The 26392-nt window shown below is 39.8% G+C and carries 23 protein-coding genes and 1 tRNA gene; 13 read left to right on the forward strand and 11 right to left on the reverse strand.

Annotated features, from left to right (window positions below):
• The first annotated feature begins 143 nt into the window (after positions 1-143).
• Positions 144-398 (forward strand): hypothetical protein, encoded by a 255-nt coding sequence (locus tag EKM93_RS09870; RefSeq protein WP_125715430.1) that lies wholly within the window; start codon positions 144-146, stop codon positions 396-398.
• A 30-nt stretch (positions 399-428) separates the two neighbouring features.
• On the opposite strand, the gene EKM93_RS09875 is transcribed toward EKM93_RS09870, so the two are convergent.
• The 4 genes from EKM93_RS09875 to EKM93_RS09890 all read right to left on the reverse strand — a co-directional run bounded on the left by EKM93_RS09875 (position 429) and on the right by EKM93_RS09890 (position 3977).
• On the reverse strand, positions 429-1040 hold the full coding sequence (locus tag EKM93_RS09875) for a TMEM175 family protein (RefSeq protein WP_125715431.1): 612 nt from the start codon (positions 1038-1040) through the stop codon (positions 429-431).
• A gap of 88 nt (positions 1041-1128) precedes the next feature.
• Positions 1129-2163, reverse strand: coding sequence for an LCP family protein (locus EKM93_RS09880; RefSeq protein ID WP_125715432.1), 1035 nt, complete (start codon positions 2161-2163; stop codon positions 1129-1131).
• A gap of 7 nt (positions 2164-2170) precedes the next feature.
• Positions 2171-2824: a phosphatase PAP2 family protein gene (locus EKM93_RS09885; protein ID WP_125715433.1), complete on the reverse strand. Its 654-nt coding sequence runs from the start codon at positions 2822-2824 to the stop codon at positions 2171-2173.
• 292 nt (positions 2825-3116) lie between these two features.
• Positions 3117-3977 carry a LysR family transcriptional regulator gene (locus tag EKM93_RS09890; protein WP_125715434.1) on the reverse strand — a complete coding sequence of 287 codons (861 nt, stop codon included), beginning with the start codon at positions 3975-3977 and terminating at the stop codon, positions 3117-3119.
• A gap of 106 nt (positions 3978-4083) precedes the next feature.
• Here EKM93_RS09890 and EKM93_RS09895 point away from each other — a divergent pair, with 106 nt between their 5' ends.
• Positions 4084-4980: an NTP transferase domain-containing protein gene (locus EKM93_RS09895; protein WP_164507059.1), complete on the forward strand. Its 897-nt coding sequence runs from the start codon at positions 4084-4086 to the stop codon at positions 4978-4980.
• 261 nt (positions 4981-5241) lie between these two features.
• Here EKM93_RS09895 and EKM93_RS09900 read toward each other — a convergent pair whose 3' ends face one another.
• A complete protein-coding gene (locus EKM93_RS09900) occupies positions 5242-5856 on the reverse strand; it encodes a sugar O-acetyltransferase (RefSeq protein WP_125715436.1) in 615 nt (204 codons plus the stop codon).
• Between the two features lie 68 nt (positions 5857-5924).
• Positions 5925-7055 carry an ABC transporter substrate-binding protein gene (locus EKM93_RS09905; RefSeq protein ID WP_125715437.1) on the reverse strand — a complete coding sequence of 377 codons (1131 nt, stop codon included), beginning with the start codon at positions 7053-7055 and terminating at the stop codon, positions 5925-5927.
• Positions 7056-7407: 352 nt separating this feature from the next.
• Between EKM93_RS09905 and EKM93_RS09910 the strand changes: the two genes are divergently transcribed.
• Entirely contained in the window at positions 7408-7782 is a 375-nt protein-coding gene (locus EKM93_RS09910; RefSeq protein ID WP_125715438.1) for a DUF1304 domain-containing protein, read from the forward strand.
• A 386-nt stretch (positions 7783-8168) separates the two neighbouring features.
• Here EKM93_RS09910 and EKM93_RS09915 read toward each other — a convergent pair.
• Positions 8169-8241, reverse strand: a tRNA-Lys gene (locus tag EKM93_RS09915).
• Between the two features lie 235 nt (positions 8242-8476).
• Positions 8477-8965 carry a ferritin gene (locus tag EKM93_RS09920; RefSeq protein ID WP_225423687.1) on the reverse strand — a complete coding sequence of 163 codons (489 nt, stop codon included), beginning with the start codon at positions 8963-8965 and terminating at the stop codon, positions 8477-8479.
• 270 nt (positions 8966-9235) lie between these two features.
• Here EKM93_RS09920 and yycF point away from each other — a divergent pair, with 270 nt between their 5' ends.
• The 7 genes from yycF (at position 9236) to rlmH (ending at position 17425) form a co-directional block, all read left to right on the forward strand.
• Positions 9236-9949: a response regulator YycF gene (gene yycF / locus EKM93_RS09925; RefSeq protein ID WP_125715440.1), complete on the forward strand. Its 714-nt coding sequence runs from the start codon at positions 9236-9238 to the stop codon at positions 9947-9949.
• Between the two features lie 62 nt (positions 9950-10011).
• The gene (walK, locus tag EKM93_RS09930; protein WP_125715441.1) at positions 10012-11895 is read left to right on the forward strand and encodes a cell wall metabolism sensor histidine kinase WalK; all 1884 of its coding nucleotides are present in this window, start codon (positions 10012-10014) and stop codon (positions 11893-11895) included.
• A complete protein-coding gene (locus EKM93_RS09935; protein ID WP_125715442.1) occupies positions 11886-13202 on the forward strand; it encodes a YycH family regulatory protein in 1317 nt (438 codons plus the stop codon). Before walK ends, EKM93_RS09935 begins: the two co-directional genes overlap by 10 nt.
• Complete coding sequence (locus tag EKM93_RS09940) at positions 13203-14033, forward strand: two-component system regulatory protein YycI (RefSeq protein WP_125715443.1); 831 nt, start codon at positions 13203-13205, stop codon at positions 14031-14033.
• 54 nt (positions 14034-14087) lie between these two features.
• On the forward strand, positions 14088-14897 hold the full coding sequence (locus EKM93_RS09945) for an MBL fold metallo-hydrolase (RefSeq protein ID WP_125715474.1): 810 nt from the start codon (positions 14088-14090) through the stop codon (positions 14895-14897).
• Positions 14898-15063: 166 nt separating this feature from the next.
• On the forward strand, positions 15064-16383 hold the full coding sequence (locus EKM93_RS09950) for a S1C family serine protease (protein WP_125715444.1): 1320 nt from the start codon (positions 15064-15066) through the stop codon (positions 16381-16383).
• Between the two features lie 562 nt (positions 16384-16945).
• Entirely contained in the window at positions 16946-17425 is a 480-nt protein-coding gene (gene rlmH, locus EKM93_RS09955) for a 23S rRNA (pseudouridine(1915)-N(3))-methyltransferase RlmH (protein ID WP_125715445.1), read from the forward strand.
• An 83-nt stretch (positions 17426-17508) separates the two neighbouring features.
• Here the strand turns inward: rlmH and gltA are convergent, their stop codons facing one another.
• Together gltA and EKM93_RS09965 are read right to left on the reverse strand one after the other, a co-directional pair.
• Positions 17509-18921, reverse strand: a complete 1413-nt coding sequence (gene gltA / locus EKM93_RS09960; protein ID WP_125715446.1) for an NADPH-dependent glutamate synthase — start codon at positions 18919-18921, stop codon at positions 17509-17511.
• A 5-nt stretch (positions 18922-18926) separates the two neighbouring features.
• Positions 18927-19748, reverse strand: a complete 822-nt coding sequence (locus tag EKM93_RS09965) for a sulfide/dihydroorotate dehydrogenase-like FAD/NAD-binding protein (RefSeq protein WP_125715447.1) — start codon at positions 19746-19748, stop codon at positions 18927-18929.
• Between the two features lie 620 nt (positions 19749-20368).
• Here EKM93_RS09965 and EKM93_RS09970 point away from each other — a divergent pair.
• A complete protein-coding gene (locus EKM93_RS09970) occupies positions 20369-22045 on the forward strand; it encodes an FAD-dependent oxidoreductase (RefSeq protein WP_125715448.1) in 1677 nt (558 codons plus the stop codon).
• 68 nt (positions 22046-22113) lie between these two features.
• Here EKM93_RS09970 and ppdK read toward each other — a convergent pair whose 3' ends face one another.
• Positions 22114-24759 carry a pyruvate, phosphate dikinase gene (ppdK, locus tag EKM93_RS09975; RefSeq protein ID WP_125715449.1) on the reverse strand — a complete coding sequence of 882 codons (2646 nt, stop codon included), beginning with the start codon at positions 24757-24759 and terminating at the stop codon, positions 22114-22116.
• Between the two features lie 144 nt (positions 24760-24903).
• Here ppdK and EKM93_RS09980 point away from each other — a divergent pair, with 144 nt between their 5' ends.
• Together EKM93_RS09980 and EKM93_RS09985 are read left to right on the forward strand one after the other, a co-directional pair.
• The gene (locus tag EKM93_RS09980; protein ID WP_125715450.1) at positions 24904-25527 is read left to right on the forward strand and encodes a helix-turn-helix transcriptional regulator; all 624 of its coding nucleotides are present in this window, start codon (positions 24904-24906) and stop codon (positions 25525-25527) included.
• Positions 25528-25532: 5 nt separating this feature from the next.
• Entirely contained in the window at positions 25533-26348 is an 816-nt protein-coding gene (locus EKM93_RS09985) for a pyruvate, water dikinase regulatory protein (RefSeq protein ID WP_225423688.1), read from the forward strand.
• Positions 26349-26392: the final 44 nt, after the last annotated feature.

Genomic DNA, 26392 nt, shown 5'->3' on the forward strand with positions numbered 1-26392 from the left:
CACAATAGAAGCTGGCAAAAAGTAAAATTTTGACCGGCTTCTATTTTTTTGAACAAAAAACGACTTTGGGCATTATCAGTCTTTTGACTGAATACTTATGCATGCAAACGTTTTATACTAGAACTTGTAAGGAGTTGTTCGTTATGCAAATAAAAAAGAATGATGCCGAGATCACTGAAGATGAAGTTGTACCTACGTTACTTTTTTCAATTGATTATCCAGAAGTTTTTGCCGTTACTGAAAACGGTAAATTGGTGCAAGTGACAATCACAGAACAACAAAAAAGGGACACCACCTTTTGGGATGTCCTGGAAAAGATTAAGAAAAATAAAATTTGGGTGCCATTGTCTAAATCACAATATAAACTATTTGATGATGACTGGTTAGCCGTAGAATAGAGTACAACTAGTAGGAGACAAGCTTAAAAGTTAACTTTTTGAGCTTGTCTCTTTTTGTTCGGCCCGACGACGGATATAACGGCTCAGTGCAGAACGAATAAAAAAGCCCGCAAAAATAATAATAAGTAACGCCGGTGGAAATAGGATAGCTGTCAAAACGTATAAGATGCTCAAAATAAACATAACAATTGTAGAGCGATATTCTTCAAGGTCATGGAGATTTGGCGTGATACCGCGATCTTGCCAAATACCAATGGCTAGTCGAAATAAAATAAATTGGACAAAATCTACGCTTAAAATGATGGCAGCGAAAAAAATCGTATTAAATCTTGAAAATAGATCATCACTTAATAAAGTGGTAGCAAAGGGTGTTAGACAGACTAAGCATAAATAATACATATTCAGAATTAAAAATTTTGTTGGCGGCCGTTTTAAATGGCTTAACAATTCCTGATGAAAAATCCAATATTGCGCCACAACACCAAAACTAATAAAGTAAACGGATAATTCAGTGATTAATTGTTCGATTTTAGACCAATTAATGACTTTGGGTGGGGTAATGTTTAGGATCATAATCGTTAAGACAATTGCAAAAACACCATCGGATAAAGCGGTCATCCTTGTATGCGAATTTCTGAACATTATCGTGCCCTTCTTCCTAGTTAAAGCGCTATGTCTTTAAAGTTGTCGCCAAAGTTATTTTTCTAACCGTATTATGGTAGGCCGTTATTTAGTACGTGTTATTAGTATAATACTGGGTGTCTAAACCAAACGTTTGATAATTTAAATTGTTCAAGCCGTCGTAATCTGTATTTAAAGCGTTGAGTTCTGTTTCGGTATTTTTTAGTGTTTTAGCAGGTAAATCTAAATTGGATCGTAAGCGATCAGTGGCTGTTTGCAATGTTTTTGTAGCCATTATTTGATAAGAACTGTTATTAATCCAAGCATCGCTACCTTTTAATTGATAGGTTGTAATCGTTTTAAAATTTTGATGATCCTTTAAGAGCATTTTAGTGACGTCATCAAAAACAAGATCTGTTTTTAAATTGGTCTGTAAGTAATTTAGTAAAGTCTGATAATGGCTTAAGCTGTTAAAACTTAATAATTTTTTAGCCAAAGCTTTAATGACTTGTTGCTGCCGCAATTGGCGGCCATAATCGCCTGCTGGGTCTTCGTGGCGCATACGGACATAGGCTAAAGCGCGACTACCATTTAAATGGGTCCAGCCTTTTTCAAATTTTTGATTACCAGTAGCGCTATCCTGCCAGCTGAAAGGGACTTTCACAGATATACCGCCCACAGCATCCACTAATTTTTCTAGACCGCCCATATTTAAGGTGGCGTAATAATCAATTGGCAGACCTAGCAGGGCACTAACACTATCTTTAGCCATTTTAGAGCCGCCGATATTATAAGCAGCATTAATTTTTTGTACATTTTTAGTTTTAGTCCCGATCATTTCGGCCATCGTATCTCTGGGAATACTGTACAAAATGGTTCGGTGGGTCTGGGGGTTCACGGAAGCCACCAACATTGTGTCTGAGTTGCCTTGATCAATCCGGCCTTGGGCACCAGTATCTACCCCTAACAGCAAAATTGTAAATGGCTGTTGCTTGGTAATCGCCGTGTTTGTATCTGCGTTTGCTGTGGAGATTTTGTCAAAAGCTTGTTGCGTTTGGCGAATTTTGATTAAGCAAAAACTCGTAATTAACAGTAAAAAACAAATTAGGCCGATCGAAATAAAATATTTTAACTTTTTTGTCATTTGTAAACTACCCCTCAACCCTAGTAAACCGGGTACTTTTTTCAAATTTAAATAGGCAGTCAGTCATTATTTCCCAGAAAATAATAGCCAATAAAAGACTGGCTAAAATATCGGATGCAAAATGATTTCGTAAATAAAGCCGGGAGATGATGATTAAGCTAAGCCCTAAAACGCTGTAAAATTGTAAATAATGCTTAGTCACAGCGCTAAAAGAACAGTATCGGATTAGTTGCCAACAGATGAGCAACAATAACAGGCCGTTAAATGTGTGGCCACTAGGGAAACTATAGCCGCTGGCCGGGGCTAATTGTAACATTGGTCGAGGCCGTTTTGCGATAGTTTTGATTAACCAAAGACTTAAATTGCCCACGGTCACGAGACCTACAAAACCTAAAGCAAGTGGCTTTTGCCCACGGCAGAATTGATAACCGGCAAGGCCCAGCATCAAAGTGACTAAAATGATCGGGCTGGTGAGTTGGGCAAGGTAGGTTAATAATGTGGTCCACACTGGATTTTGCCAAGTATTGAAAAAAGACTGCACATGGTGATCCAATTGTTGTCCCCAGCTGAGCCTAAATTGGACTGTATAGAAAATGAAACCAAAGCCGAAAATAAGGCCGATGAGTCGCCATAAATGATATTTGGTTGTGGTAAATTGCATAAGTACCTCCTGAATAAAGTCAGCGTCTATTGTCACGTTTTTAATTTCAGGAAGCAACTGGCAACGGTGGGGGCGGGCGTTGCTTTTGTATAAACAATCACAATTAAATAAAGCACTTATAACAGGGGATAAATCAGGTAGTTCAATCCAATAAGTGATTTATTCACGAATTAAGATTTTAGAAATAAGCCTGCAAATTAGAGAAAAAGCACGAATACTGGGTTTTTAGGGCATACTAAAAAGGTATAGCCGGGCTATAAAATTTGTTGCTATTTTAAATTTTCACAAGCGTTTAATTATCAAAAATTTCGATAAATTTCTCTAAAATAGGGCTGGCAATGACTGTGTCCGGCCAAATTAACTGAATTTGTGTGCGCCAAGGCTGATAGTTGATGGGATGAATTTGCATCCCCGTTCCCAAGTAGGCCGTCGCAACGGATTCTGGGACTAAAGCGACGCCAAGTTTGGCATTAGCCCACTGTACGGCGGTACGTGCATCGTCGCAGTAACAGGCGATGAAGGGTCGAATATTTTTGGCGAAAAAAGTTTGTTCAAAGACATCGCTGAACCGGCGATAAATAATTAAGGGCAATGGCTCTAATGCGGCAACGTCCAATGTCGCTTTTAGATCCTTTGCATATTTATTAGGCACAACGGCAACGATGCGTTCGATGCGTAGGGCTTTACTTTGGATATGTTCGGTACTAAAGGGTGTTCGCACAATGGCCGCATCTAAATTGCGCGCTGTCAGTTTTTCTAATAGCTGGTAAGTATTGCCTTCTTGGATATCCAACTGAATGTCAGGATAATACTGCGTTAAACTGGCTAGTTTTGGCGGCAAAAGGCCCACTGCTGAAGAAATCAGGCCAAGGCGTAGTCGGCCGCTCACCGCAGTACCGGCAAAACGGATTTGGTGGTCTGCTTGGTCTCTGAGTTCTAGCAGCTGCTGGGCGTAGGTGGCTAAGAGTTTGCCGGCAGCAGTCGGGGTAACGCCATTGGCTGAACGGGTTAAGAGCTGTACGCCTAAAATGGCTTCTAAATTTTTAATTTGTCGGCTTAAAGGTGGCTGGGCCATGTTGAGTTTTTTAGCGGCTTGCGTAAAACTGCCGGTTTGTAATACGGTTAAAAAGTAAAGTAACTGTCGAAATTCCAAAGGAAAACTCCTATCTATACAAATGCAGGCTAAGGGACCTATGTTATAATTTACTTGGATTAATTTATATAAAAGTAAGGTGTCAAATTTAAGTGGGGTGCATAATTTGAAGATTAGTAGTGTTGGTGGGATTATTGCAGCTGCCAATTCAAAGCTGGCTTTTCCATTAAAAAAAGTCGGGACAATCACGGCAGTAAAACGAATTGCTTTGTTATTAAAACAAGCGGGTGTTTTTCCCATCGTTGTCTTAACTGGTCCCCAAGAAGACAAAGTTCGGTATCAGCTGGCAGAAGATGGTGTTATTTTTTTGCCGGTAGGAGAATCACCGTTAGAATTAATTGAATCCGCAAAAATTGGTTTTTCTTTTTTGCAGGATCTTTGTGATAAAGTTGTCTTTGCACCGGTGAATGCGCCATTTTTTTCTGCAGAGACGATGAAACGTGTCTTAGAGGCTGAGGGGGATGTGGTTATTCCGTCTTTTCAAAAGCGGGGTGGCCATCCAATTGTATTGACGAATAAAATGATTACACCAATTTTAAATTATAGTGGGGCTCAAGGATTAAATGAGGCGATTGTTGCCACTGGTACGGAGATTGACTGGGTCAATGTGGATGATTCCGGCATTCGTGTGCACGCTGAATCAGATGTGACCGAGGAGGGCTTTCATTTAATCAATAATCTTGGCTTAGAACAAGAAACGGTGTTCTTTACGGCTCGGGTAAAGTTATTGCTATTTTTAATTTCCCAAACTCATGCGATGCGTGGGGCCTGTGATCTAATGGCTTTATCTTATAGCAAGGGTTGGGCATTGGTCAATCAATTAGAAAAAGATGTTGGTTTTATCGTGGTAGCGCGGCAGCATGGTGGCAAACATGGGGGCCGAACGGATTTGACTGCTGCTGGGTATGATTTTTTGATTGCTTATCAAAAAATGGAAGAGACGATCATCAAAACGAGTCAAGCGGCGTTTAGACAATTTGTTGATGAGATTTACGATAGATAACTTGTAAGTACTTAGGATTAATTTTACGGGCAATAAAACCCCCTTGAGACAACTAAATTCTCAAGGGGGTTTGTATTAACAATGTCTTACGATTAACTGCTAAGTCTAGGTTAGTGTTCGAGGCTTTCCCGCTCTAGTTCACGCTCTGGCTCTAAAACGCGTTCCAAAAGACTGATTTCTGCGCTTAGCTACGTCTAACTTGTAAGCAAAAACCGCTCACGGCGTTAGCCTAGGCTATGCTCAAAATCAACCCGTCTTTTGTCACGCTCTATTAGCTAAATATCGTTTTTTTTCTGCGGTCCATGTTTGTTGATCCTGGGTGGTGATTTTTCTCAAGACTTTGGCTGGGACACCGGTTGCGACGCTATTTGCTGGGATGTCCTGGGTGACAACGGCGCCGGCGCCGATGACGACGTTACTGCCGATGGTCACGCCAGGGCAGACAGTTACCGAGCCGCCAATCCAGACGTCATTGCCAATGGTAATGGGTTTGCCAAATTCTAAGCCTTCGTTTCGAACGGTGGGGTCAATGGGATGTCCTGCTGTTAGCAGACTGACCCGGGGGCCTAATAAGACATTGTCGCCGATAGTTATTTGAGCGGTATCTAAGAAAATACTTTCGTAATTGGCATAGAAATGGGCGCCTAAATGAATATTTTGACCATAATCCATGCGCGTAGGTGCTTCAATATAGGCATCTTTGGTCGGATTATCTAAGAGTTTTTGCAGCAATGCGTTACGCGTAGATTCAGCGGCTGGCGCTGACTGATTGTATTCAAAGATTAATTGTTTGGTACGGTTGCGCCAGGCGGTTAGTTCTGCGTCGCCGGCGTTGTAAAGTTGATCTGTGCGCATCAATTCTTTTTCACTGGTCATGGTTAGTCTCCTATTATCTAAGTATTTAAAATAGTATAACATCTTAAATGCTTAGATAAAGGCCGTTTTTACCAAGTGGATGTATCAGGATTTAAGATTTTTTGTGTTTGTTTATTAGTCAGATTAATTTTGAAGACTTTTTTATAGTAGGTTTTTGTTTCTTTGACCATGTTAATATCTTGGAATTTATCCGGATAAACTGTCTTTGCTAACCACAGTAAGGTAATTGGTGTATCTACGCCTGGGGTATAGCTGCGATACATCCCCATAGGCATTTTAGTAACTTTTTTATCTTGAACTGCCGCAACTTTACCCCAATCATAATTTCTAATTGTATTGTTATATAAGTCATCTGGGGTAGCACTATTAAAATTGGTAACTAAAATATGCTGCGGATTCCATTGATAAATTTGTTCCATGGTGACTTGGGTTACGTTGCTGGAATTCGGGATGGTCACAACGTTTTTAGCATTGATGGCATCTGCCCAATATTGGGCAAAAGAAACGGTACCACCGGTGATGATGCTAGTACTGCTGTATTGACGTAAGAAGAAAATACGTTGTCGGTCAGCGGCTTTGATCGACTTAGTCCGTTGATTAACCATGGTGGCAATTTTTTGACTGTAATCTTTTAAGACTTTGGCTTTATCATTTTTTGGAAAAATCTTGGATAATAGTTCAATCCAGTGATTTTGGGTTTTGATCGTGTCACAGTTCCATTTGCTAACAGAAACGCCAACCGCGGTAAAACCGGCATTGGTGAGCTGCTGTTGCATTTTTGTGTTTTCTGCACCATAGAAAACAATATCCGGTTTTACTTTTTTCAGTTCTTCTAAATTAACCGTTGTACCATCATTAAAACTAGTTTTGGCCTTTAAAATATCTGGATATAATTCAGAAAGTAAACTGTTTTTGGCAGCAGTCATGCTAGGTTCTGGCATAGTCACAATTTTATCAGCAGAGTTAAAATAAACAGCTAAAACTGAAGGTAATGGCCAAATTGAACCGACAACCGCAATGCGTTTTACTTTTTTAGGTACAGTGACTTTGTTGCCAGCCTGATCGGTGATGGTTTTTGTTTGACTGACTTTTTCAGTCTTTACCGTACTTTGTTTTTGCGTTTGACCACAGGCATTGAACACTAGGCTGACGGATAACATGACAAGGCCAATGGTGATATACTTAAATATTTTTTTCATAGGTGAATCCTCCCCAAAACTATGATTTGTAAACCCTTATAGAATAAGTAATAGCCTTCTTTCTCAACTTTTATAAAAATAAAACGACCGCACCAAAAAAGGCACGATCGTTCAGAATGAGTATGTAATAGATTTTATCTGAGTAAAGGGCCTTCCACCTCAAAATATTTTTGGTGTCAGTGCAAGTGAAATATATCACAATAGTTAGAACAATGCAATGTTTGCCCTAAGGCTATCCCGGGTACATTAATGTAAAACTTATGTCTAGTAGACCATTGATTAACTAGCCTTAAAAACTGGAAGGTGCTGTATGCTATGATAAGCATAAATAAAAGTAGAGGAATGATAAGCATTGAAAATTATTAGTGATGTGTTGGTCATTATAGTTGCATTAGAGGCACTTTTTATAATGGTGTTAGAAATGTTTCTGACGCAAACAAAGATTGCTAGAAATGCTTTTGATCTGCCAAAAGCGTATTTGGCACAAAAAAAGGCTCAAGTAAGTATGGCTAATCAAGGCTTATATAATGGCTTTATTGGGATCGGCATACTTTTGTCCATGTTTGTATTCCCTAGTGAAATTAGAATATGGAATTTATATCTCTTTGTGGGCTTTGTTGTAGTTGCCGCAATATATGGTGCGCTGACAGCTAGTAAAAAAATTATTCTTTCCCAAGGGGTACCAGCTATACTGGCACTTGTAGCATTGATTATAGCCCATAATTAAGCAGCGGTTTTGCATGACTGCAAACGAAGCAGGCGACTTTACTAATACGGCTAAAAATAGGGCTTAGACAAAGCATTGTTATGATTGTGGATGTAGAAGATCGCGGTATGTACCGTCCTCGGCATAAAAAAAGCTACAATTAACAAGGTAACCTCCAAAGTAAACCTTAGAATCATAGCTTTTGCACTTGTATTAGAAATTGCAAAAAAAGCCGCTAGCCTAATTTGGCTAACAGACACCCAGCCTGCTCAGCGCTCATTATTTGTGTTTTATATTTTGACTACCAAACGGTGGTTCCGAATGAAACTCAATGAAATTCGAACCAAATAAAAAACCAGCAATAACGGCGTATTAAGCTTCGTTACCACTGGTTAATGTCATATAGATGGGTTGTCAGGGGATCGAACCCTGGACCCACGGATTAAGAGTCCGTTGCTCTGCCAGCTGAGCTAACAACCCAACTCATCATTTGACGACTTAAATATATTATCATATTATGACAGTACTTGCAAGGGGATGCCTGGCAAAAAAGTTGGTAAAACTCAAAAAATAACAGATAAATGTTTGAAGGGTGACATGAATATGTTATAAACTGGATAAATCGGCTGATAACTTTGTATTATTATTCTTAAAGCATAACATAAAAAATGGTATGCCAATAAAAGCATACCATTCAATGATTATTAAAATTATTTTATTCGTGATCTTTGTTAGCCAGTAAGCCTTCGTCCAAATCGTAAAGATTGTCAGGGCCAGCTAAGTTATACTTTCTGATAAAGTTCTTGGCATTCTTTTCTTCTTCGACTTGTTCATCAATAAAGCCCTTTAAGAAGGATTGAACTTCATATTCATCATTAGCAGCGGCTTCTTTATAAATACCGCGAATAGAATCACTGATGAATTGTTCATGTGCCAAGCCAGCCTTTAAAATTTCTAAAGGATCTTTATAAGGCTTAGGATCCAATTCAACAGAAGTTAAGGTGACTGTTTCATCCATATCGTGTAAGAAGTTAATGAAGCCCCAAGCATGTTGCACTTCTTCTTCAGACTGTTGCTTATACCATTTTGCAAAGCCCGTCAATGATCTAGCGGCAAAGTAGTTATAAAAATCCAAGTAAATATAAGCGGACTGAAGTTCCTTGTTGACCTGTACCCTTAATAAATCTGCAACTTCTTTTTTCAAAACAAACATCCCCTAATAGATTATTGAGCATTTAGGCTAGGCAATTGTCTGGTCTGAACACCTATGTATGGCAAATCGAATTGATCGTCGTTCGTTGCCCTTACTTAAATTCTAACGCTAATTGTGAAGAAATCAACCATCAATCGGCAGATAATTTAGGCAAACCTAAATTTTGAGTCCGGTTGGATAGTGTCTAGTTTGCGTGACTTTGTAATCAACTAGCGAATTAGCTATAATATGACTATGGTTACAGCCAAGGAGGTATTTTTAATGGCTAAAAAAATATTAGTCGTCGATGACGAAAAACCAATCTCTGATATCGTGAAATTTAATCTTGAAAAAGAAGGCTATGAAGTTGTTACAGCTTACGATGGTGAAGAGGCCGTCGAAAAAGTTGAAGCTGAAGAACCCGATTTAATTTTGTTAGATCTAATGTTACCTAAAATGGACGGTTTGGAAGTGGCCCGACAAGTACGCAAAAAACGGGACACACCGATTATTATGTTAACGGCCAAAGACTCTGAAATTGATAAAGTTTTAGGGCTAGAATTAGGGGCCGATGATTATGTCACAAAACCGTTTTCTAACCGAGAATTAGTAGCTCGAGTTAAGGCGAATTTACGGCGACAAGTCAGTAATGCCAATGCGCAAGCCACTGAAAATACAGCAAGTAATGAAATCAACGTGGGCGATTTAATTATTGAGCCCGATGCTTATATGGTGACCAAACGGGAAGAAAAAATTGAATTAACCCATCGAGAATTTGAACTGCTCTTTTATTTGGCACGGCATATTGGTCAAGTAATGACAAGAGAGCATTTGTTGCAAACAGTCTGGGGCTATGATTACTTTGGGGATGTCCGCACCGTGGATGTTACCGTCAGACGCTTACGGGAAAAAATTGAAGACGATCCTAGTCATCCAGAATGGCTGGTGACACGACGAGGCGTAGGGTATTATTTGCGTAATCCAGAAAATGATTAAACAGCCTAATTTAGGGACTATTGGATCTATGCAAACTAGCGAAGGCGCATTAAGGGACGTTAATGAATAAAAAAATAAACTTCTTTCAATCTATCCATTTTAAAATTACTTTAGCTTTTGTCTCGTTACTTTTAATCACATTAGAGATTATCGGGGCTTATTTTATCAAGCGATTAGAACAGCAAAACATTGAGTCTTTTGAAAGCTCTATTCAAGTGGCGCCATATGTAGATAGTCAATTGGCTAAAGAACTACTACGGACTAGCGAGACTACCGCTAATAAAAATATTAAAAACATCATCACCTCGGATATTAACAACAGCTCTATTACTGAATTACAAGTCATTGATAGTAAGGGTATTATTCGAGGTGCCAGTAATATTAATGATCAGGGGAATATTGGACACCGGACAACTAACGCCCAGATCAAGCAAGTTATTTTTAACGGCCGCAAACAGACGCGAATTTCATATGATAATAATCAAGGGAGCTATTATGTTTCTGTCCTGCCCTTAGTGAACCCCAATAGTGATAACAACACCACCGTTGGGGTAATGTATATTCGAGCCAGCATGGAGAGTGTCTATCAAAACATCAATAAGATTACGGTTATCTTTTTAACCGCTTCTATTGTGGCGGGTGTTTTAGGGATTATTATAGCGATCTTTATTGCCCGGGCAATTACGAAGCCCATTGATGATATGAAAAAACAAGCGATTCGCATGGCTCGAGGGGATTACTCTGGGCAAGTTCGAATTTATGGGCATGATGAGCTGGGCCAATTGGCAGTTGCCGTTAATAATTTATCAGTTCGTGTGGAAGAAGCCCAAGAAGCTTCTGAAGCGGAGCGACGCCGCCTGGACAGTGTTTTAGGCAACATGACCGATGGGGTAATTGCCACTGATCGACGGGGCAATATTATTATCTTAAACGATATGGCCGAAGAATTTTTAGACTTGTCCAGTAAAGAAGCCATTGGACAGTCTATTTTGACAATCTTACATTTAGAAAATGAATACAGTTTTCGTGAACTGCTGGAAGACGATCAGCGCAGCATTATGCTGGACTTTTCAGACCACAGTGATCATGATTTAATTTTGCATACAACTTTTTCGTTAATTCAAAGAGAAACCGGCTTTATCAGCGGGTTAGTTTGTGTGCTCCATGATGTGACGGAACAGCAAAAAGTGGACCAGGAACGGCGAGAATTTGTCTCAAACGTTTCTCACGAACTTCGGACACCCCTCACCAGTTTACGCAGTTATATTGAAGCTTTAAATGATGGTGCTTGGCAAAATCCAGAAGTAGCCCCCGGTTTTTTGAAAGTAACTCAAGAAGAAACCGAACGGATGATTCGCATGGTGACGGACTTATTGAGTTTGTCACGAATGGACCAAGGGACTGCGCAAATGGACTTAGAATTTGTAAATATGAATGAATTTTTTAATTATATTTTAAATCGGTTTGATATGATGCTACGCAACGAAAAAACCGATAAGACGTTGACAATGAAACCCGATGAAAATAAGCGTTATGTCATTAACCGGGAATTCACCGAACAGGATCTTTGGGTAGAAATTGATACGGATAAAATCACCCAAGTTCTAGATAATATTATGAATAATGCGATTAAATATTCTCCGGATGGGGGCACGATCACGTGTCGGTTAATCGAAATGCACAATAATGTCATTATTAGTATTTCGGACCAAGGCTTAGGTATTCCCCGCAAAGATTTAAACAAAGTCTTTGATCGTTTTTATCGGGTGGATAAAGCCAGATCCCGTAAACAAGGGGGTACTGGTTTAGGGCTGGCAATTTCTAAAGAAGTTGTTGAAGCGCACCATGGTCGCGTTTGGGCAGATAGTGTCGAAGGTAAGGGGTCCACTTTTTATATTTCCTTGCCTTATCATAAGTATAAGGAGAGTGACGACGAATGGGCGTAAAACTCTCTGATGTTTTATTAAAAGTTGGGTTAGTGCTGGCCATTGCAGTCAGTATTGTATTATCTTTTTTGATCTGGACAAACAATGCGCGGTATGAGCGCAATCCTAATACTAAAATTGCCTCCAGCCAAAGTGGCAATGAGACCGATCATGACCTATCAGATATTTATCTGCCGGCACAGATCTTAAAAAAAGGGACCACACAGCAGTATATGGTCTATAATCGTCGAGAAAATCCCAATCTCAGTTATAAAAAAGAAATTCAGAAGTGGACCATTCAAAAATTAAAAGCCCCTAAAAGTAACACCTATGATAGTTATTTAGATACGGTTAACGGCAAGCATCAAGTACAATTGGTCTACTCAGATGAAATTACTTGGCGGCTATTTCGTAAAATTTATGGTTTAGCTTATACACCGGCTAAAAAGGATTTTAAATTTAACCGAATTATTTTGAAAACCAACGATTTACGGTGGGTCTATTTAGGTAATGATAAAAATCAAAAAATTTATAGTGTGAAAGTTAAAGATAATCAAGTTGAAAAACTGCAGAAATCGTTAAAAGATGCGGATCTGGGTTTACCAGTGAAAGAAGCCTTTTTAAATGATCAGCTGACGTTGTTTTATACAGATACAGTGGAAATGACGCCGTACAGTTATTTAATTTCCCGGGAAAATGTAAATAACTATATTTCAACGCTGTTATCTGCAAATGATAATGATACCAACATTGAAGCCCGCGAAAGTGGCGATACAACCACCTATTATAAGGGACTGTATAAGAAACTTTCGATGGACAGCAGTAATGGGCAAGTGCAATATGAGGACTATACGGATACAATTGCCATCAGCTCATCCACGGATTTATTAGTGAATGGGTTTAAGCGCTTGGTTAACTTAGGTAACTCGTTAACGAGCGTGCATTATTTCAGCAGTGACTTTACGACTAAAACTGTAACATACACCAGCTATGTGGAGGGCTTCCCAGTTTTCCAAGACGGCGGCAATACTTCAATACAGCTGACACCGAGCGGCCAAATTCTGAAATTTCCAAGTGGAACATTACAAGTGCCGATCCCATCGGAAAGCCAAGATGGTCAATTACCAGCCACTGAAAATATGCTGTCAGCCTTAAAAAATGCTGGGGTAGACACGACAGCCATCAAAGGCATTCAGCTGGGGTATCGTTGGACGGAAACAAAAACCAATCAGCAAGTGATTGATTTACAGCCGACTTATTATATATATATTAATGATGCTTGGAAAGATTACAGTGACCTATTGACGGAACAAGGCGGTGGTTCATAAATGGATTTTAAACGATTAGAATTAATTTTATTAGCCGTCTTTGTGGCCTTAGATATTTTTTTATTTGTATCTTACAATCAAAATCAAAATGTTTTTTTTGCCACGGATGTCAGTCAAAGTACGACTGAATCTTTACGGCAAGATATGAAAGATGACGATATTACGATTCCCAATAAACTGTCAAACAAAGCGCAAAGCGGCTACTATTTGGCCAGTCGTAGTAACGAAAAATTGAGTAATCAGTCGGGTCGTTTGACCGGGCAGAACTTTAACGTCAATAGTGATGGTGAGTTAACGAGTCGGTTTTATCAGCCGGTAGATTATAAAAAGGGACAGGCTTTAACCGCGGCTAAGGCCTTGTTAAAAGAACACAATCGAATTTTGTATGGCCATAGTTATAAGTATGTTCCTGAATTATCAAATAGCAGCCAGTTGGTTTTTACCCAAAAACATAACGGACATCCTGTATTTGATGTGAAGGCGCGCTTGATATTTCAGTTAGATGACAACACGATCACCGGTTATACGCAGCAATATGTGGATAATTTTATTGTGCTGCGGGAAAAAAATACGGTGATCAGTGCAAAGGCAGCGATTAATAATTTATATACAAATTCAGAAATTCCGACAAATTCCACCGTTGTCTGGTATCGCTTAGCCTATTATGGCTTTTTAGATGCAAAAGGCAGCACGATTTATATTCCTACGTGGTACATTGGCGTCAAAGATAATAGCACTAAAACCGTTACCCAAAAGCAAATCAATGGGTTTACCGGTGCCCTGATCAAAAGTAAAAGTTCAGAGTCAACTTATTACGCAGTAGATGATTGATCGGCCGGTCTATGTTATATTAGCTATAGTTATTTTAGAAGGGACCTAGGTTTGATGGAGGATCATAGTTCAAGTTTACGGATTAGCGTTTTAGCCAGCAGCAGCTCCGGTAATACAACTTATATTGAGACACCAAAACGTAAGATTTTAGTAGATGCTGGTTTGTCTGGTAAAAAAATTGCACATTTAATGGCCAGTATTAATCGTAAGTTAGAAGATGTGGATACGTTATTTGTGACCCATGAACATAGCGATCATGTCCAAGGGGTTGGTGTTTTAGCCCGTAAATACCAAATGGATGTTTACGCTAATGAAAAAACATGGCAGGCTATGGCGCATAAAATTGGTAAAGTAGCCACCGCACAAAAACATATTTTTGAAATGGGTAAAACCATGACGTTTGATGACTTAGATGTGGAAAGTTTTGGGGTCTCCCATGATGCCATTGCGCCACAATTCTATGAATTTCATCATGATGGCCGCTCATTTGTCATTTTGACGGATACGGGTTACGTTTCTGAAAATGTCGCGGGGACGATTAAAGATGCTGATGCTTATTTATTTGAATGTAATCATGATGTAGAAATGTTACGCTGCGGTCGCTATCCTTGGCCGTTAAAACAGCGTATTTTAGGCGATAAAGGCCATTTGTCCAATGAAGATGGCGGGCGGGCGTTAATTGATGTCATTGGTAATCACACTAAAAAAATTTATTTAGGCCATTTAAGCCAAGAAAATAATGTTAAAGAATTAGCGCATTTAACCATCAGTCAGATGCTGGCGGCTGAAGATTTAGGTGTGGGGCACGACTTTAAAATTTTGGATACAGATCCAGCAGTGGCTGATCCACTTGTTTGTGTTTGAGCGTAGATTTTAGCAACTGTGACCATAACTTGGCACGGTTGTTTTTGTTTAAGGCCTAGGACTGATATTTTTTTGAACATTAGTTTTTCATAAAAATTTCATACCCATTTGTTATTGTGTTCGTAAAGATAATTAATGACAATATTTCAGTGAAGGTGAGATTACTTTGGACAAAAAAGATAGACAAAGCAGAAGTAAATCTTCAAGTGGCCTATGGAAGACGGCCGTTGTAGCTGTTGTTTCAGCAGTAATTGGTGGTGGGGTGGCTTATGGCGGGTTTTCGCTGGCTAGCAGTCGGGATACAAGCACCAGCAGTGCCACACCGGCGCTAACGACTAAAAAAAGCGGCACGACACAAGTGAGTAACGTTACCGTGAAGTCCACCAATCAGATGACTAAATCGTTTAAAAAGGTTAAAAATGCGGTTGTCTCAGTAGTTAATTTGCAAAAAGAAAGTGCCACTGACAGCAGTAATCCTTTTGCCGGCTTATTTGGCGATTCTGATTCAAATTCAAATTCTAGCAGTTCTAGCGCATCGTCTTCTTCTGGTTCGCTAGAGGAATATGGTGAAGGTTCTGGGGTTATTTATACAAAGGAAAATGGCAAGGCTTATATTGTTACGAATAACCACGTTGTCTCCGGTTCTGATGAACTACAAGTCATCATGAGCGATGGGACAAAATTAACGGCTAAACTGGTAGGGGCCGATGAGGTAACGGATTTAGCAGTGTTATCCATTGATGCCGATAAAGTGACCACGACAGCAAGTTTTGGGAACTCTGACAGTATTACACCCGGTGAAGCAGTTATCGCCATTGGCTCGCCTTTAGGCAGTGATTATGCGACGTCGGTGACGCAAGGGATTATTTCAGCTAAAAGCAGAACGATGCCGATTACGGATGAAACCACTGGGCAGCAAACCGGTGAATCTACGGTTATTCAAACGGATGCGGCCATTAATCCTGGGAACTCTGGTGGACCATTGGTAAATGCTGCTGGGCAAGTCGTCGGGATTAACTCGATGAAGCTGGCAGAAAGTAATGATGGCACAACGGTTGAAGGGATGGGCTTTGCGATTCCAAGTAATGAAGTTGTGGAAATCATTAATCAATTGGTTCAAAATGGTTCTGTTACAAGACCGGCTTTAGGGATTTCAGTTGTTGAGTTATCACAAATCTCAGCGAGTCAACAAAGTTCAGTCTTGAAATTACCAAGCAGTGTGACAACGGGCGCTGTGGTTTCTAGTGTGACGGATGGTTCTGCCGCCGCAAATGCGGGCTTAAAGAAATATGATGTGATTACGGCTTTAGGTAGCACAAAGGTTGAAAGTATTGCTAAGCTGCATACGGCCTTGTATAAATACAAAGTTGGCGACAAGGTGGAGATTACTTATTACCGGGATGGTAAAAAGGCAACAACCACGGTCACTTTACAAAAGGCAAGTTATAGCAGCAGTTCAAGTTCCAGCAGTGGGACAGAGAATTAAAAAGTAGCTCAAAAAGTTTGGTTCAAGTAATTGGATCAAGCTTTTTTTAGTGAAAAAATGAGAACGTACGTTTATGGAGACGCTTTAGATATTTAAAACCTATGGATTAAGCTTTTTTAATAAAAATAACGAACTATAGATAGTTTATTTTAATAAATGTTCCTTAATTTATTTGTCAAGTATGTGGATAGCGATGAGAGGTTCTGAAATTAAATGTGGATAAGTCTGTGGATAGTGTGAATAACAAGGCTAATTAGCCTAAAAAGTTTTCCACAGATAATTAAAAAGCCTGTTTACAACTGATATTTCTTATATGGAATAACGACTGTAAGTACTAATAATATCACATTTGTAATGGGTTACTTTAATATTTCGAACATTACAAATTTTGTTGATAACTTTTTTAAAAATAAAAAAAAAAAATTTCAATTTCTACATCTAGCGCTTATTTTTTTTCGACCTACAATATTTAGAAGCTGACTTCAAACGGTTGTGTATAAATTTAGTGGATAAATTAGTAACAATGTGTAAAACTTAAATTAAACAAAAAAGGGTGGCTACTGTGAATATAAAAATTATTTGTGTTGGTAAATTAAAAGAGAAATATTATAAACAGGGCATCGCTGAATATTCTAAAAGACTCAGTGCGTTTACAAAGTTTGAAATTGTGGAAGTCCCTGATGAAAAGGCACCGGAATCTTTAAGCGTTGCTGAAATGACTCAAGTAAAAGCTAAAGAAGGTGAACGCATCTGTCAAAAAATCAAAGCTAAGGAATATGTTTTTGCCTTAGCGATTGACGGCAAACAACGCAGTTCAGAGGTTTTTGCTGCAGAATTACAGGAACTAACAACTTATGGGCATAGTGATATTACTTTTGTGATCGGGGGCTCTTTAGGGTTGAGTCCTGCTGTATTACAGCGTGCGGACACAACATTATCCTTTGGTAAATTGACCTTACCCCATCAATTGATGCGCCTTGTCTTAACGGAACAAATTTATCGTGCCTTTATGATTAATAACAATCGCCCTTATCATAAATAAAATTGAACACACACGTTTTAAAAATAGTATAAAAAAACGGCTAGATCAAATTTGACCTAGTCGCTTTTTTTATACTACGTTAGTTAATTGTTAACTGTGTTTGCTTTCTTTTCAGTGATATATTGATCAATTTCTTTAGCGGCAATTTTACCAGCACCCATAGCTAAGATAACGGTTGCTGCCCCAGTGACAATATCACCACCGGCAAAGACGCCAGGAATTGAAGTAGCACAAGTTTCTTCGTCAGCATCGATATAGCCCCATTTATTAGTTGCTAATTCAGGGAATGTATCTAACAAGACGTGGTTTGCACCTTGACCAATGGCTTCAATAGCTGTTGTTGCAGGAATGATAAATTCACTACCAGGAATTGGTTCAGGACGGCGGCGGCCGGAGTCATCAGGTTCGCCTAATTGCATCTTGATGCATTTCACACCAGATAATTGACCGTTTTCGTCACCAATATATTCGATAGGACTTGTTAACCAGCTGTAGTCAATACCTTCTTCAACAGAATGATGATATTCTTCCACACGAGCTGGCAATTCTTCAACGGAACGCCGATAAGCAACGGTTACTTTTTCAGCGCCTAAACGTCTTGCAGAACGGGCACAGTCCATGGCAACGTTACCACCACCAATAACCACAACATCTTTAGCGGGTTCGATAGGGGTATCATATTTAGGGAATTCATAACTATGCATTAAGTTAATCCGAGTTAAGTATTCACTGGAAGCGTAAACCCCGTTGAGTTCTGTTCCGGGGATCTTCATAAAGTTTGGTGTCCCGGCACCAACACCAATATAACAAGCATCAAAATCAGACATGATTTCATCCATTGTGATGGTCTTACCCACAATAGCATCTGTTTCGATTTTAACACCTTGTGCACTAATTTGATCAATTTCTTTTTGGACAATTGTCTTAGGTAGACGGAATTCTGGGATCCCATAAGATAAGACACCACCAGCTTTAGATAAAGCTTCAAAAACAGTAACGTCATAACCTGCATTAGCTAAGTCCCCGGCAACGGTTAAGCCTGAAGGGCCAGAACCAACAACGGCAACTTTGCCTTTGTCATGGGCAATATCAGCAGGTTCTTCAGGATGGTCTAAAGACCAGTCTGCAACAAGCCGTTCAAGTTTACCAATAGCAACGGGTTCAAATTTCTTGGATTGACCAAGCCGGCAAACCATTTCGCATTGTTTTTCTTGTGGGCAGACACGGCCACAAATGGCAGGCAAGTTAGAATAACGGGCAATAACTTTGCGGGCGCCATCCATGTCGCCTTCCTTGATTTGTTTGATGAAGCCTGGAATATCAATCATAACGGGACAATGTTGGATACAAGGGGCATCTTTACATTGTAAACAACGATTTGCCTCTAAGTTGCCTTCTTCCATTGTGTAGCCTAAAACAACTTCTTTAAAGTTATGGGAACGAACTTCTGCGTCTTGTTCCCGAATTGGTGTTTTGTTATAACTGCGTTTTGCCATGGTGGTTAGCCCTCCTTAACTTCAGCATAAGCTTCTTTTTCTTGTGTATGGTATTGTTTCATCCGATTCATGAAAGTATCCCAGTCAACTTGATCACCAAGGAATTCTGGGCCGTCAACACAAGCGAATTTGATATCATCACCAACACTAACCCGACAACCGCCACACATCCCTGTGCCATCGATCATGATTGGGTTCAAAGAAACATAAGTTGGGACATCGTATTTATGTGCGGTTTGCGTGCAAAAACGCATCATAATCCCAGGGCCAATTGCCCAAGAGCAATCGATTTTTTCACGTTTCAAGACATCTTCCATAGCTTCAGTAACTAAACCTTTGCGGCCCAAAGTACCATCATCGGTCATTAAGATTAATTCATCTGAATATTTTTCACATTCATCGGCTAAAATCATAAAGTCTTTGTTTTTAGCCCCTAAGATTGTGATGACCCGGTTGCCTGCATTTTTAAGGCCTTTAACGATTGGATATAAAGCAGCGATCCCAACACCACCACCAACTAATAAAACGGTACCATAATTTTGGACCTCAGTAGGCTTGCCTAGGGGACCAGCAAGACTGAACAATTCATCTCCAGGTCTAAGTTTGGCCAAATCATAAGTTGATTTACCAATAACTTGGAAGATAATCCGAATTTTTTCTTGTTCGGGTAAAGTTTCACAAATTGTTAATGGAATACGTTCAGATGTTTCATTACGCTGTACAATTACAAATTGACCTGGTTTTGCCTTAGCAGCGATTCTTGGGGCATCAATTAAAACCTCAAATTCAGTTGCTGAGTGCTGTTTGTAGTCTGTAACCTTAAACATGTTACTGCCTCCTATATACAAATCTTCATTAAATAGTTGATAAATCACCTTAAAAGACAACATGATTCAGAAAAGCGATTAAGTACGCTAACTTGATCGATTTTCTGAATCACAGGCCTAAATCGATAGAAGATTTATCAGTTATTTGTCAAAAAACACGATGACGCCAGAAAAAAACGTTAGATGTCCTCTGTACTAAAACAAGCTTAGTCTAATCTAATTTCATTGTCAATATAATTAACCTAAGTTAGTGAAAAAAATCACTTTTTTAAGATAACGTTAAATTGTTCAATTTAAGATAAAAAATATCTAAAAAGTTTTTTAAAACACAAAAAAAATTTATGATAGAATCAAGAGATATACGGGTAATTACTGGTTGAACGCCTGGATTAGAGGCACTATAACGATAAAATAGCGTTACAGATTATAGGATTAAAACTCGTTAAAATTGATTTGAAATCTAACCTTTGTGAATTATTAATCTATTTAGGACGAATAAATAGCAAATTCCCTTAGTTTAATTATGCTAAATTGATGAGAAAATGACGGCTTAAAATAGGGCTATGCTATAATAATATCGGAATCGTTACTTATTTCACATCAAAGAAAAGAGGGACTTTATGACAGACAGAATTATCATTGTTGGCGGTGTTGCTGGGGGCGCTTCTTTAGCGACGCGGTTACGGCGCTTAAACGAAACGGCAGAAATTGTAATTTATGAAGCTGGCCCTTATATCTCGTTTGCCAGCTGTGGCCTACCTTATTATGTGGGCGGGACGATTGAAAATCGTGAGAATTTATTAGTTAAAACTGTGGCAGCGATGAAAGCTGACTTTAATATAGAAGTTCACGTTAATAGTACAGTTGTAAATATTGAGCCGGACCAGAAAACGATCCAAATTCAAATTGAGGGACAAACTGAATTACAAACGGATCATTATCAATCTTTAGTGCTGTCCACAGGTGTTCGACCAATCCAGCCCAATTTACCGGGACTGGATCAGGCGAATAATGTGTTCACTGTTCGAACGGTGCCGGATGTGGATGAAATTACAGCATTCATGACGACGAACCGCCATGCGAATAAATATGCCGTTGTTGTGGGCGGCGGTTTCATTGGTATTGAAATGGCTGAAAATTTAACTCAGAAGGGCTATCATGTCACTATTGTTGAAGCGGCTGACCAAGTGATGGGAAATTTTGATCCCGAAATGGCTCACTTCCTGCACCAACATCTACAAGAAAATGGCGTTCAGTTAATGCTTGGTAAAAAACTAGCGAGCTTTGCAGAAATGGGCCGCAAAGTTGTCTTGGACACAGGCAAACAAATTCCAGCGGACTTAGTTATTTTGGCCATGGGAGTCCGGCCTAATTCAGAATTGGCCCGGGTTGCCGAAATTGAAACGGATGAGCGAGGCTTTATTAAAGTTTCTGATCAATATGAAACAAGTCAAAAACAAATTTATGCCATTGGTGACGTGATCAGCGTGGTCAATGGGGTCACTAATCAGCGCCAATCAATCCCATTAGCTGGGCCGGCCAATCGACAAGGCCGATTACTAGCTGATATTTTGAACGGCCTACCAAAAAAAGATCCTAAAGTCATTGGCACTTCGGTCGTTAAAGTATTTGACTTCACTGCAGCGGCTACTGGGGTGAATGAAAAACAATTGCAGCAGACAAACATTGATTATCAAGCGATGCATTTACATCCCGCAGCCCATGCAACTTACTATCCAGGTGCAGAAGCGATTGAATTAAAAGTGCTTTTTGATAAACAAGACGGCCGAATTTTAGGGGCCCAAGCTTTAGGCGAAAAAGAAGTGGACAAACGTATTGATATGATTGCCACCGCGATGCGTTTTGGTGGTAAAATTACAGATCTAATTGATGTGGAGGTCGCATATGCGCCGCCATACGCTTCCGCAAAAGATCCGATTAATTTTGCCGGTTACCTAGGTGAAGACATTCAAAATGGATTGGTTAAAACCATTCAATGGTCACAAGTCACACAATTATTAGTGGATCAAGCCTTCTTTTTAGATGTTCGAGATCCGGCGGAGTTATTAGCAATGCCAAAACTGGATGGTGCTGTGAATATTCCAAGAAGTGAGATTCGGCAACGCCTAGCAGAATTGCCAAAAGAACAGCCAATTTATGTGTACTGTGCAGTTGGCCTTCGGGGCTATAATGTTTGCCGGATTTTGAGTCAGCTCGGTTATGATGTTTATAACATCGACGGTGGGTTAAAAACGTATCGGATGAGCCAATATCGAATCAAACCAATTTCACTTTAAAAGTAAGTTTTTCTGAAAAATACCACTTAATGAGCAGGCTCATTAAAGTGGTATTTTTTTAAGTGTTTTTAAGCGTTTGTGTGTGCGTAAGTGTCTTGCGATTGCCGTTCAATTTCACTAATGGCACAAATGAGCCGTGCTTGAGGCACCCGATATGGGGAACAAGAAACGTAATCAATTGGCAATGTATTTAAGAAGCGGATCGAACGTGGTTCACCGCCAACTTCACCACAGACACCAACTTTTAATTGTTTATTGGCAGCCTTACCATTTGTCGCTGCCATTTTGATTAATGTGCCCACCCCTTGTGTATCTAAAACTTGGAATGGATCGTGGGGGAGGAGATGTTTGTCCAAATAAGTTGGTAAGAACTTATGGGCATCATCGCGAGAATAGCCGTAAGTTAATTGGGTTAAGTCGTTCGTGCCAAAACTGAAGAAGTCTGCATCTTTGGCTAAGGCATCCGCAATGATACAAGCTCTTGGATTTTCAATCATCGTGCCAATTTCATAATTTAATGAAATATTTGCATCGGCAAGCACTTTAGTTGCGGTATCAACACAAAGCTGTTTGGCCATCGCCATTTCTTCAACCGTGCCGGTTAATGGAATCATAATTTCGGGTGTGATCGTAATGTGCTTGCGTTTGCTGACTGCAATAGCTGCTTCCATAATTGCCTCAACTTGCATTTGATAAATTTGTGGCAGGACAACGGCTAAACGAACACCCCGTAAGCCTAACATTGGATTGACTTCAGCTAAAGCCCGGGCTTTATCAGCAACAGTTGCCGCATCTTTACCAATTTCAGCAGCGAGTTGTTTTAATTCGCCCTTATCGCTAGGTAGGAATTCATGTAGCGGTGGATCTAAGAGCCGAATAGTACCAGGACGATCTAGTAAAACGTCATACATGTCTTCGAAGTCACCTTTTTGTTCACCTTTAATGAAACGCAGTGCATCGGTGATTTCATCATCATTATCAGCTAAAATCAATTGCCGCATCGCTTTTAGGCGGGCAGGCTTGAAGAACATATGCTCTGTTCGAGCTAAGCCGATACCTTGAGCGCCTTTTGTGATTGCTTCACGAATATCTTTTGGTGTTTCGGCATTACCACGGACCATTAAACGGGCGTGTTTGTCACAAATATCTAAAATATCATTGAGTTTTTCAGAAATTTCTTCAGCAGTTGTGGCGAGCTGGCCTAAATAAATTTTGCCGCTTGTCCCATCAACAGAAATCAAATCCCCTTCATAAAGGGCACCACCGTTATATTTGGCGACTTTTTGATCTTCATCCACATGTAAATCTTGGCAGCCAACGACACAACAAGTCCCCATGCCCCGGGCAACAACAGCGGCGTGGGATGTCATGCCACCATGAGAAGTGATGATGGCTTCACTGACGGTCATCCCCACAATGTCTTCAGGAGAAGTTTCGTTTCTAAGTAAAATTACTTTTTTGCCGTTTTGAGTGGCCGCTTTAGCATCCTCTGCCGTGAAGACGATTTGACCAGCTGCCGCACCGGGACTAGCGGGTAGGCCTTTAGCAATGGCAGTATGATTGGCTAATTCATCCTCTTGGAAATTAGGATGCAACAAATGATCAATCATCCCTGGTTCAATGCGAAGAATCATTTCAGTTTCACTGATCCGCTTTTCTTGAAAAAGATCATAAGCGATCGTGACAGCTGCTTTAGGCGTCCGTTTACCATTACGTGTCTGCAACATGAAGAGTTTGCCATCTTCAACGGTAAATTCCACGTCTTGCATATCTTTATAGTGATTTTCTAATTTGGTAGCGATTTCAGTCAATTGCTGATAAATCGCAGGTAACTTCGCTTCTAAGTCCGCAATTGGGTCTGGTGTCCGTGCACCGGAGACAATATCTTCCCCTTGGGCTTTTGAAAGGTATTCGCCAAATAAAGCAGCTGTACCGTTTACTGGATTTCGGGTGAACATAACCCCGGTTCCAGAAGTTTCGGAATAATTACCAAAAACCATTCTTTGGATATTGACGGCAGTCCCAAGATCTTCTGGGATATTGTGCAGCTGCCGGTAAACTTTAGCTCGGTCGTTATTCCAGCTCTTGAAGACGGCTTCAACAGCGATTAACATTTGATCATAAACATTTTGTGGGAAATCTTGACCCGCATTGGCTGCAAAAATTTCTTTGTAGCGGGCAATCACGTCTAACCAGTCAGCCTTTTGGAAATCAGCAGCTGGATAGCCTTTTTCAGTTTCTAAAGTTTCAAAAGCCTGATTAAAATGTTTGATGTCAATTTCAAAAACCACATCCCCAAACATTTGAATCAATCGGCGATAGCATTGATAAGCGAAATTAAGATTTTGGGTTTTAGCAGCAACGGCCTGGACGGTATCATCATTTAAACCAAGGTTCAAAATAGTATCCATCATGCCGGGCATGGAGAACTTAGCCCCACTACGCACGGAAACCAAAAGCGGATTCGTGCCAGTGCCAAAGGTCTTTTCAGTTTGTGCTTCTAGAGTTTGGACACGATTTTTAATTTCATTAATTAAGTGGTCGGTTAAAATATTCTCAGTTAAGTATTGGCGACAAGCAATGGTTGAAATTACGAAACCTTGGGGAACAGGTAGGCCTAAATTGGTCATCTCGCATAAGTTGGCCCCTTTGCCGCCGAGGACTTCTCTTAAATCTTTGTTACCTTCTGAAAATGCGTAAGTTAATTCTGACATACTATTCCTCCAATGTGATGTACTTATTAGTGCGATTTCAATATAACGTATCACAAATATAATGTCAAGATATTTATGATATACTATGGACTTATTTCTGTCATACTATATAATTAAAACAGACATTTATGAGGAGGATATGGGTTGGAACTCACTAAAAGACAGTTGAAAATCGTAGAAATCGTTAAAAACAAACAGCCCATTAGCGGTGAAAAAATCGCCGGGGCGTTAGGTTTATCCCGGGCGACATTACGTAATGACTTTTCAATTTTGACGATGACCGGTGTCTTACAAGCCCGCCCCAAAGTGGGCTATGTTTATGCCGGTGCAAGTCTGACAGTACAGACAATTGACGATTTTTTGAGTGCAACGGTACAAAAAATTATGGTACCGCCATTAATTATTAAACAAAAACAAACAATTTATGATGCCATTACGATTTTATTTATGTACGATGTAGGTTCTTTATATGTGACGGATGATGATAATCAGTTGGTGGGCTTGTTATCCCGCAAAGATCTATTGCGGGCTTCGTTAAATATGGCGATTGAAAAAACACCAGTAGCGGTCGTGATGACTAGAACACCGCATATTATTACTTGTACCGTCGCAACCACGTTATTAGAGGCCGGGCAGTTATTATTGGAATATCAAGTCGATTCTTTACCGATTGTGGCCAAAGATGACGCCCGTAAAGTTATTGGTAAAATTACAAAATCTCGAATTCATGATTATATTATTGAACGCGGCAGTAGCGTTGAGGAGTGATGACGTTGGAACAAAAAGTATTTTTTTATGTAATTTCAGACGCTTTAGGTGAAACCAATCAAGTGGTGGTTAATGCGGCCATGGCCCAATTTCCCCAAATCAAAAACGCTGAAATTAAACGTTACCCGTTAGTACGGGATTTTAAAACTTTAGATGAAATTCTGCAAAAGGCCCAAGCAGATGCCGCCGTGCTGATCACAACGCTGGTCAAAAAAGATTTACTGACCCATGTCCAGACATTCGCTAAAGCCCATCAGCTGCAGCATTTGGATGTTTTGGCGGATCTATTGACACTGATTGCTACCAAAACCGGGGCCACCCCGATTGAAGAGCCAGGCTCGCAGCACAAGTTAAATGACAGTTATTATATTCGAATGAATGCCATTAATTTTGCCTCCAAATACGATGATGGCAAAGATCCCCGGGGCTTTTTAAAAGCAGATCTCGTGATTATTGGACCTTCTAGAACGTCCAAGACACCGTTAAGTATGTATCTAGCCAATCAGTCTATTCGCGTGGCTAACTTACCTTTAATTCCTGAAGTGGCGCTGCCGGAAGAATTAAAACAGGTGGATCACCACAAGATTGTAGGTTTATTGGGAGATCCCAACTATTTACAAAAAATTCGGACGACACGGCTGCATTTCTTAGGCTTAAATGCCGGCTCGAGTTACTCGGATATTGAACGCATCAAAGCTGAAATAGACTATGCCAGACAAATTATGACAGAGCTAGATGTTCCAACTTTTGATGTGACCAACCAATCTATTGAAGAAACAGCAAATAAAATTTTAGAAGAATTGCCAGATTTGAAAGATTGATATTATTTTCCGGGAACAATGGCACATCTCGCGCCCGTCCCGTG

The sequence above is a fragment of the Agrilactobacillus yilanensis genome (genome assembly GCF_003946725.1).
Classification (GTDB): domain Bacteria; phylum Bacillota; class Bacilli; order Lactobacillales; family Lactobacillaceae; genus Agrilactobacillus; species Agrilactobacillus yilanensis.

Excerpts from the sequence above, each read along its gene's own strand:
- EKM93_RS09875 (WP_125715431.1), bottom strand. The coding sequence starts at position 1,040 with ATGTTCAGAAATTCGCATACAAGGATGACCGCTTTATCCGATGGTGTT.
- EKM93_RS09970 (WP_125715448.1), top strand. The coding sequence starts at position 20,369 with ATGACAGACAGAATTATCATTGTTGGCGGTGTTGCTGGGGGCGCTTCT.
- EKM93_RS09935 (WP_125715442.1), top strand. The coding sequence starts at position 11,886 with ATGGGCGTAAAACTCTCTGATGTTTTATTAAAAGTTGGGTTAGTGCTG.
- walK (WP_125715441.1), top strand. The coding sequence starts at position 10,012 with ATGAATAAAAAAATAAACTTCTTTCAATCTATCCATTTTAAAATTACT.
- EKM93_RS09885 (WP_125715433.1), bottom strand. The coding sequence starts at position 2,824 with ATGCAATTTACCACAACCAAATATCATTTATGGCGACTCATCGGCCTT.
- EKM93_RS09940 (WP_125715443.1), top strand. The coding sequence starts at position 13,203 with ATGGATTTTAAACGATTAGAATTAATTTTATTAGCCGTCTTTGTGGCC.
- yycF (WP_125715440.1), top strand. The coding sequence starts at position 9,236 with ATGGCTAAAAAAATATTAGTCGTCGATGACGAAAAACCAATCTCTGAT.
- ppdK (WP_125715449.1), bottom strand. The coding sequence starts at position 24,759 with ATGTCAGAATTAACTTACGCATTTTCAGAAGGTAACAAAGATTTAAGA.
- EKM93_RS09905 (WP_125715437.1), bottom strand. The coding sequence starts at position 7,055 with ATGAAAAAAATATTTAAGTATATCACCATTGGCCTTGTCATGTTATCC.
- EKM93_RS09900 (WP_125715436.1), bottom strand. The coding sequence starts at position 5,856 with ATGACCAGTGAAAAAGAATTGATGCGCACAGATCAACTTTACAACGCC.
- EKM93_RS09965 (WP_125715447.1), bottom strand. The coding sequence starts at position 19,748 with ATGTTTAAGGTTACAGACTACAAACAGCACTCAGCAACTGAATTTGAG.
- EKM93_RS09945 (WP_125715474.1), top strand. The coding sequence starts at position 14,088 with ATGGAGGATCATAGTTCAAGTTTACGGATTAGCGTTTTAGCCAGCAGC.
- EKM93_RS09870 (WP_125715430.1), top strand. The coding sequence starts at position 144 with ATGCAAATAAAAAAGAATGATGCCGAGATCACTGAAGATGAAGTTGTA.
- EKM93_RS09880 (WP_125715432.1), bottom strand. The coding sequence starts at position 2,163 with ATGACAAAAAAGTTAAAATATTTTATTTCGATCGGCCTAATTTGTTTT.
- gltA (WP_125715446.1), bottom strand. The coding sequence starts at position 18,921 with ATGGCAAAACGCAGTTATAACAAAACACCAATTCGGGAACAAGACGCA.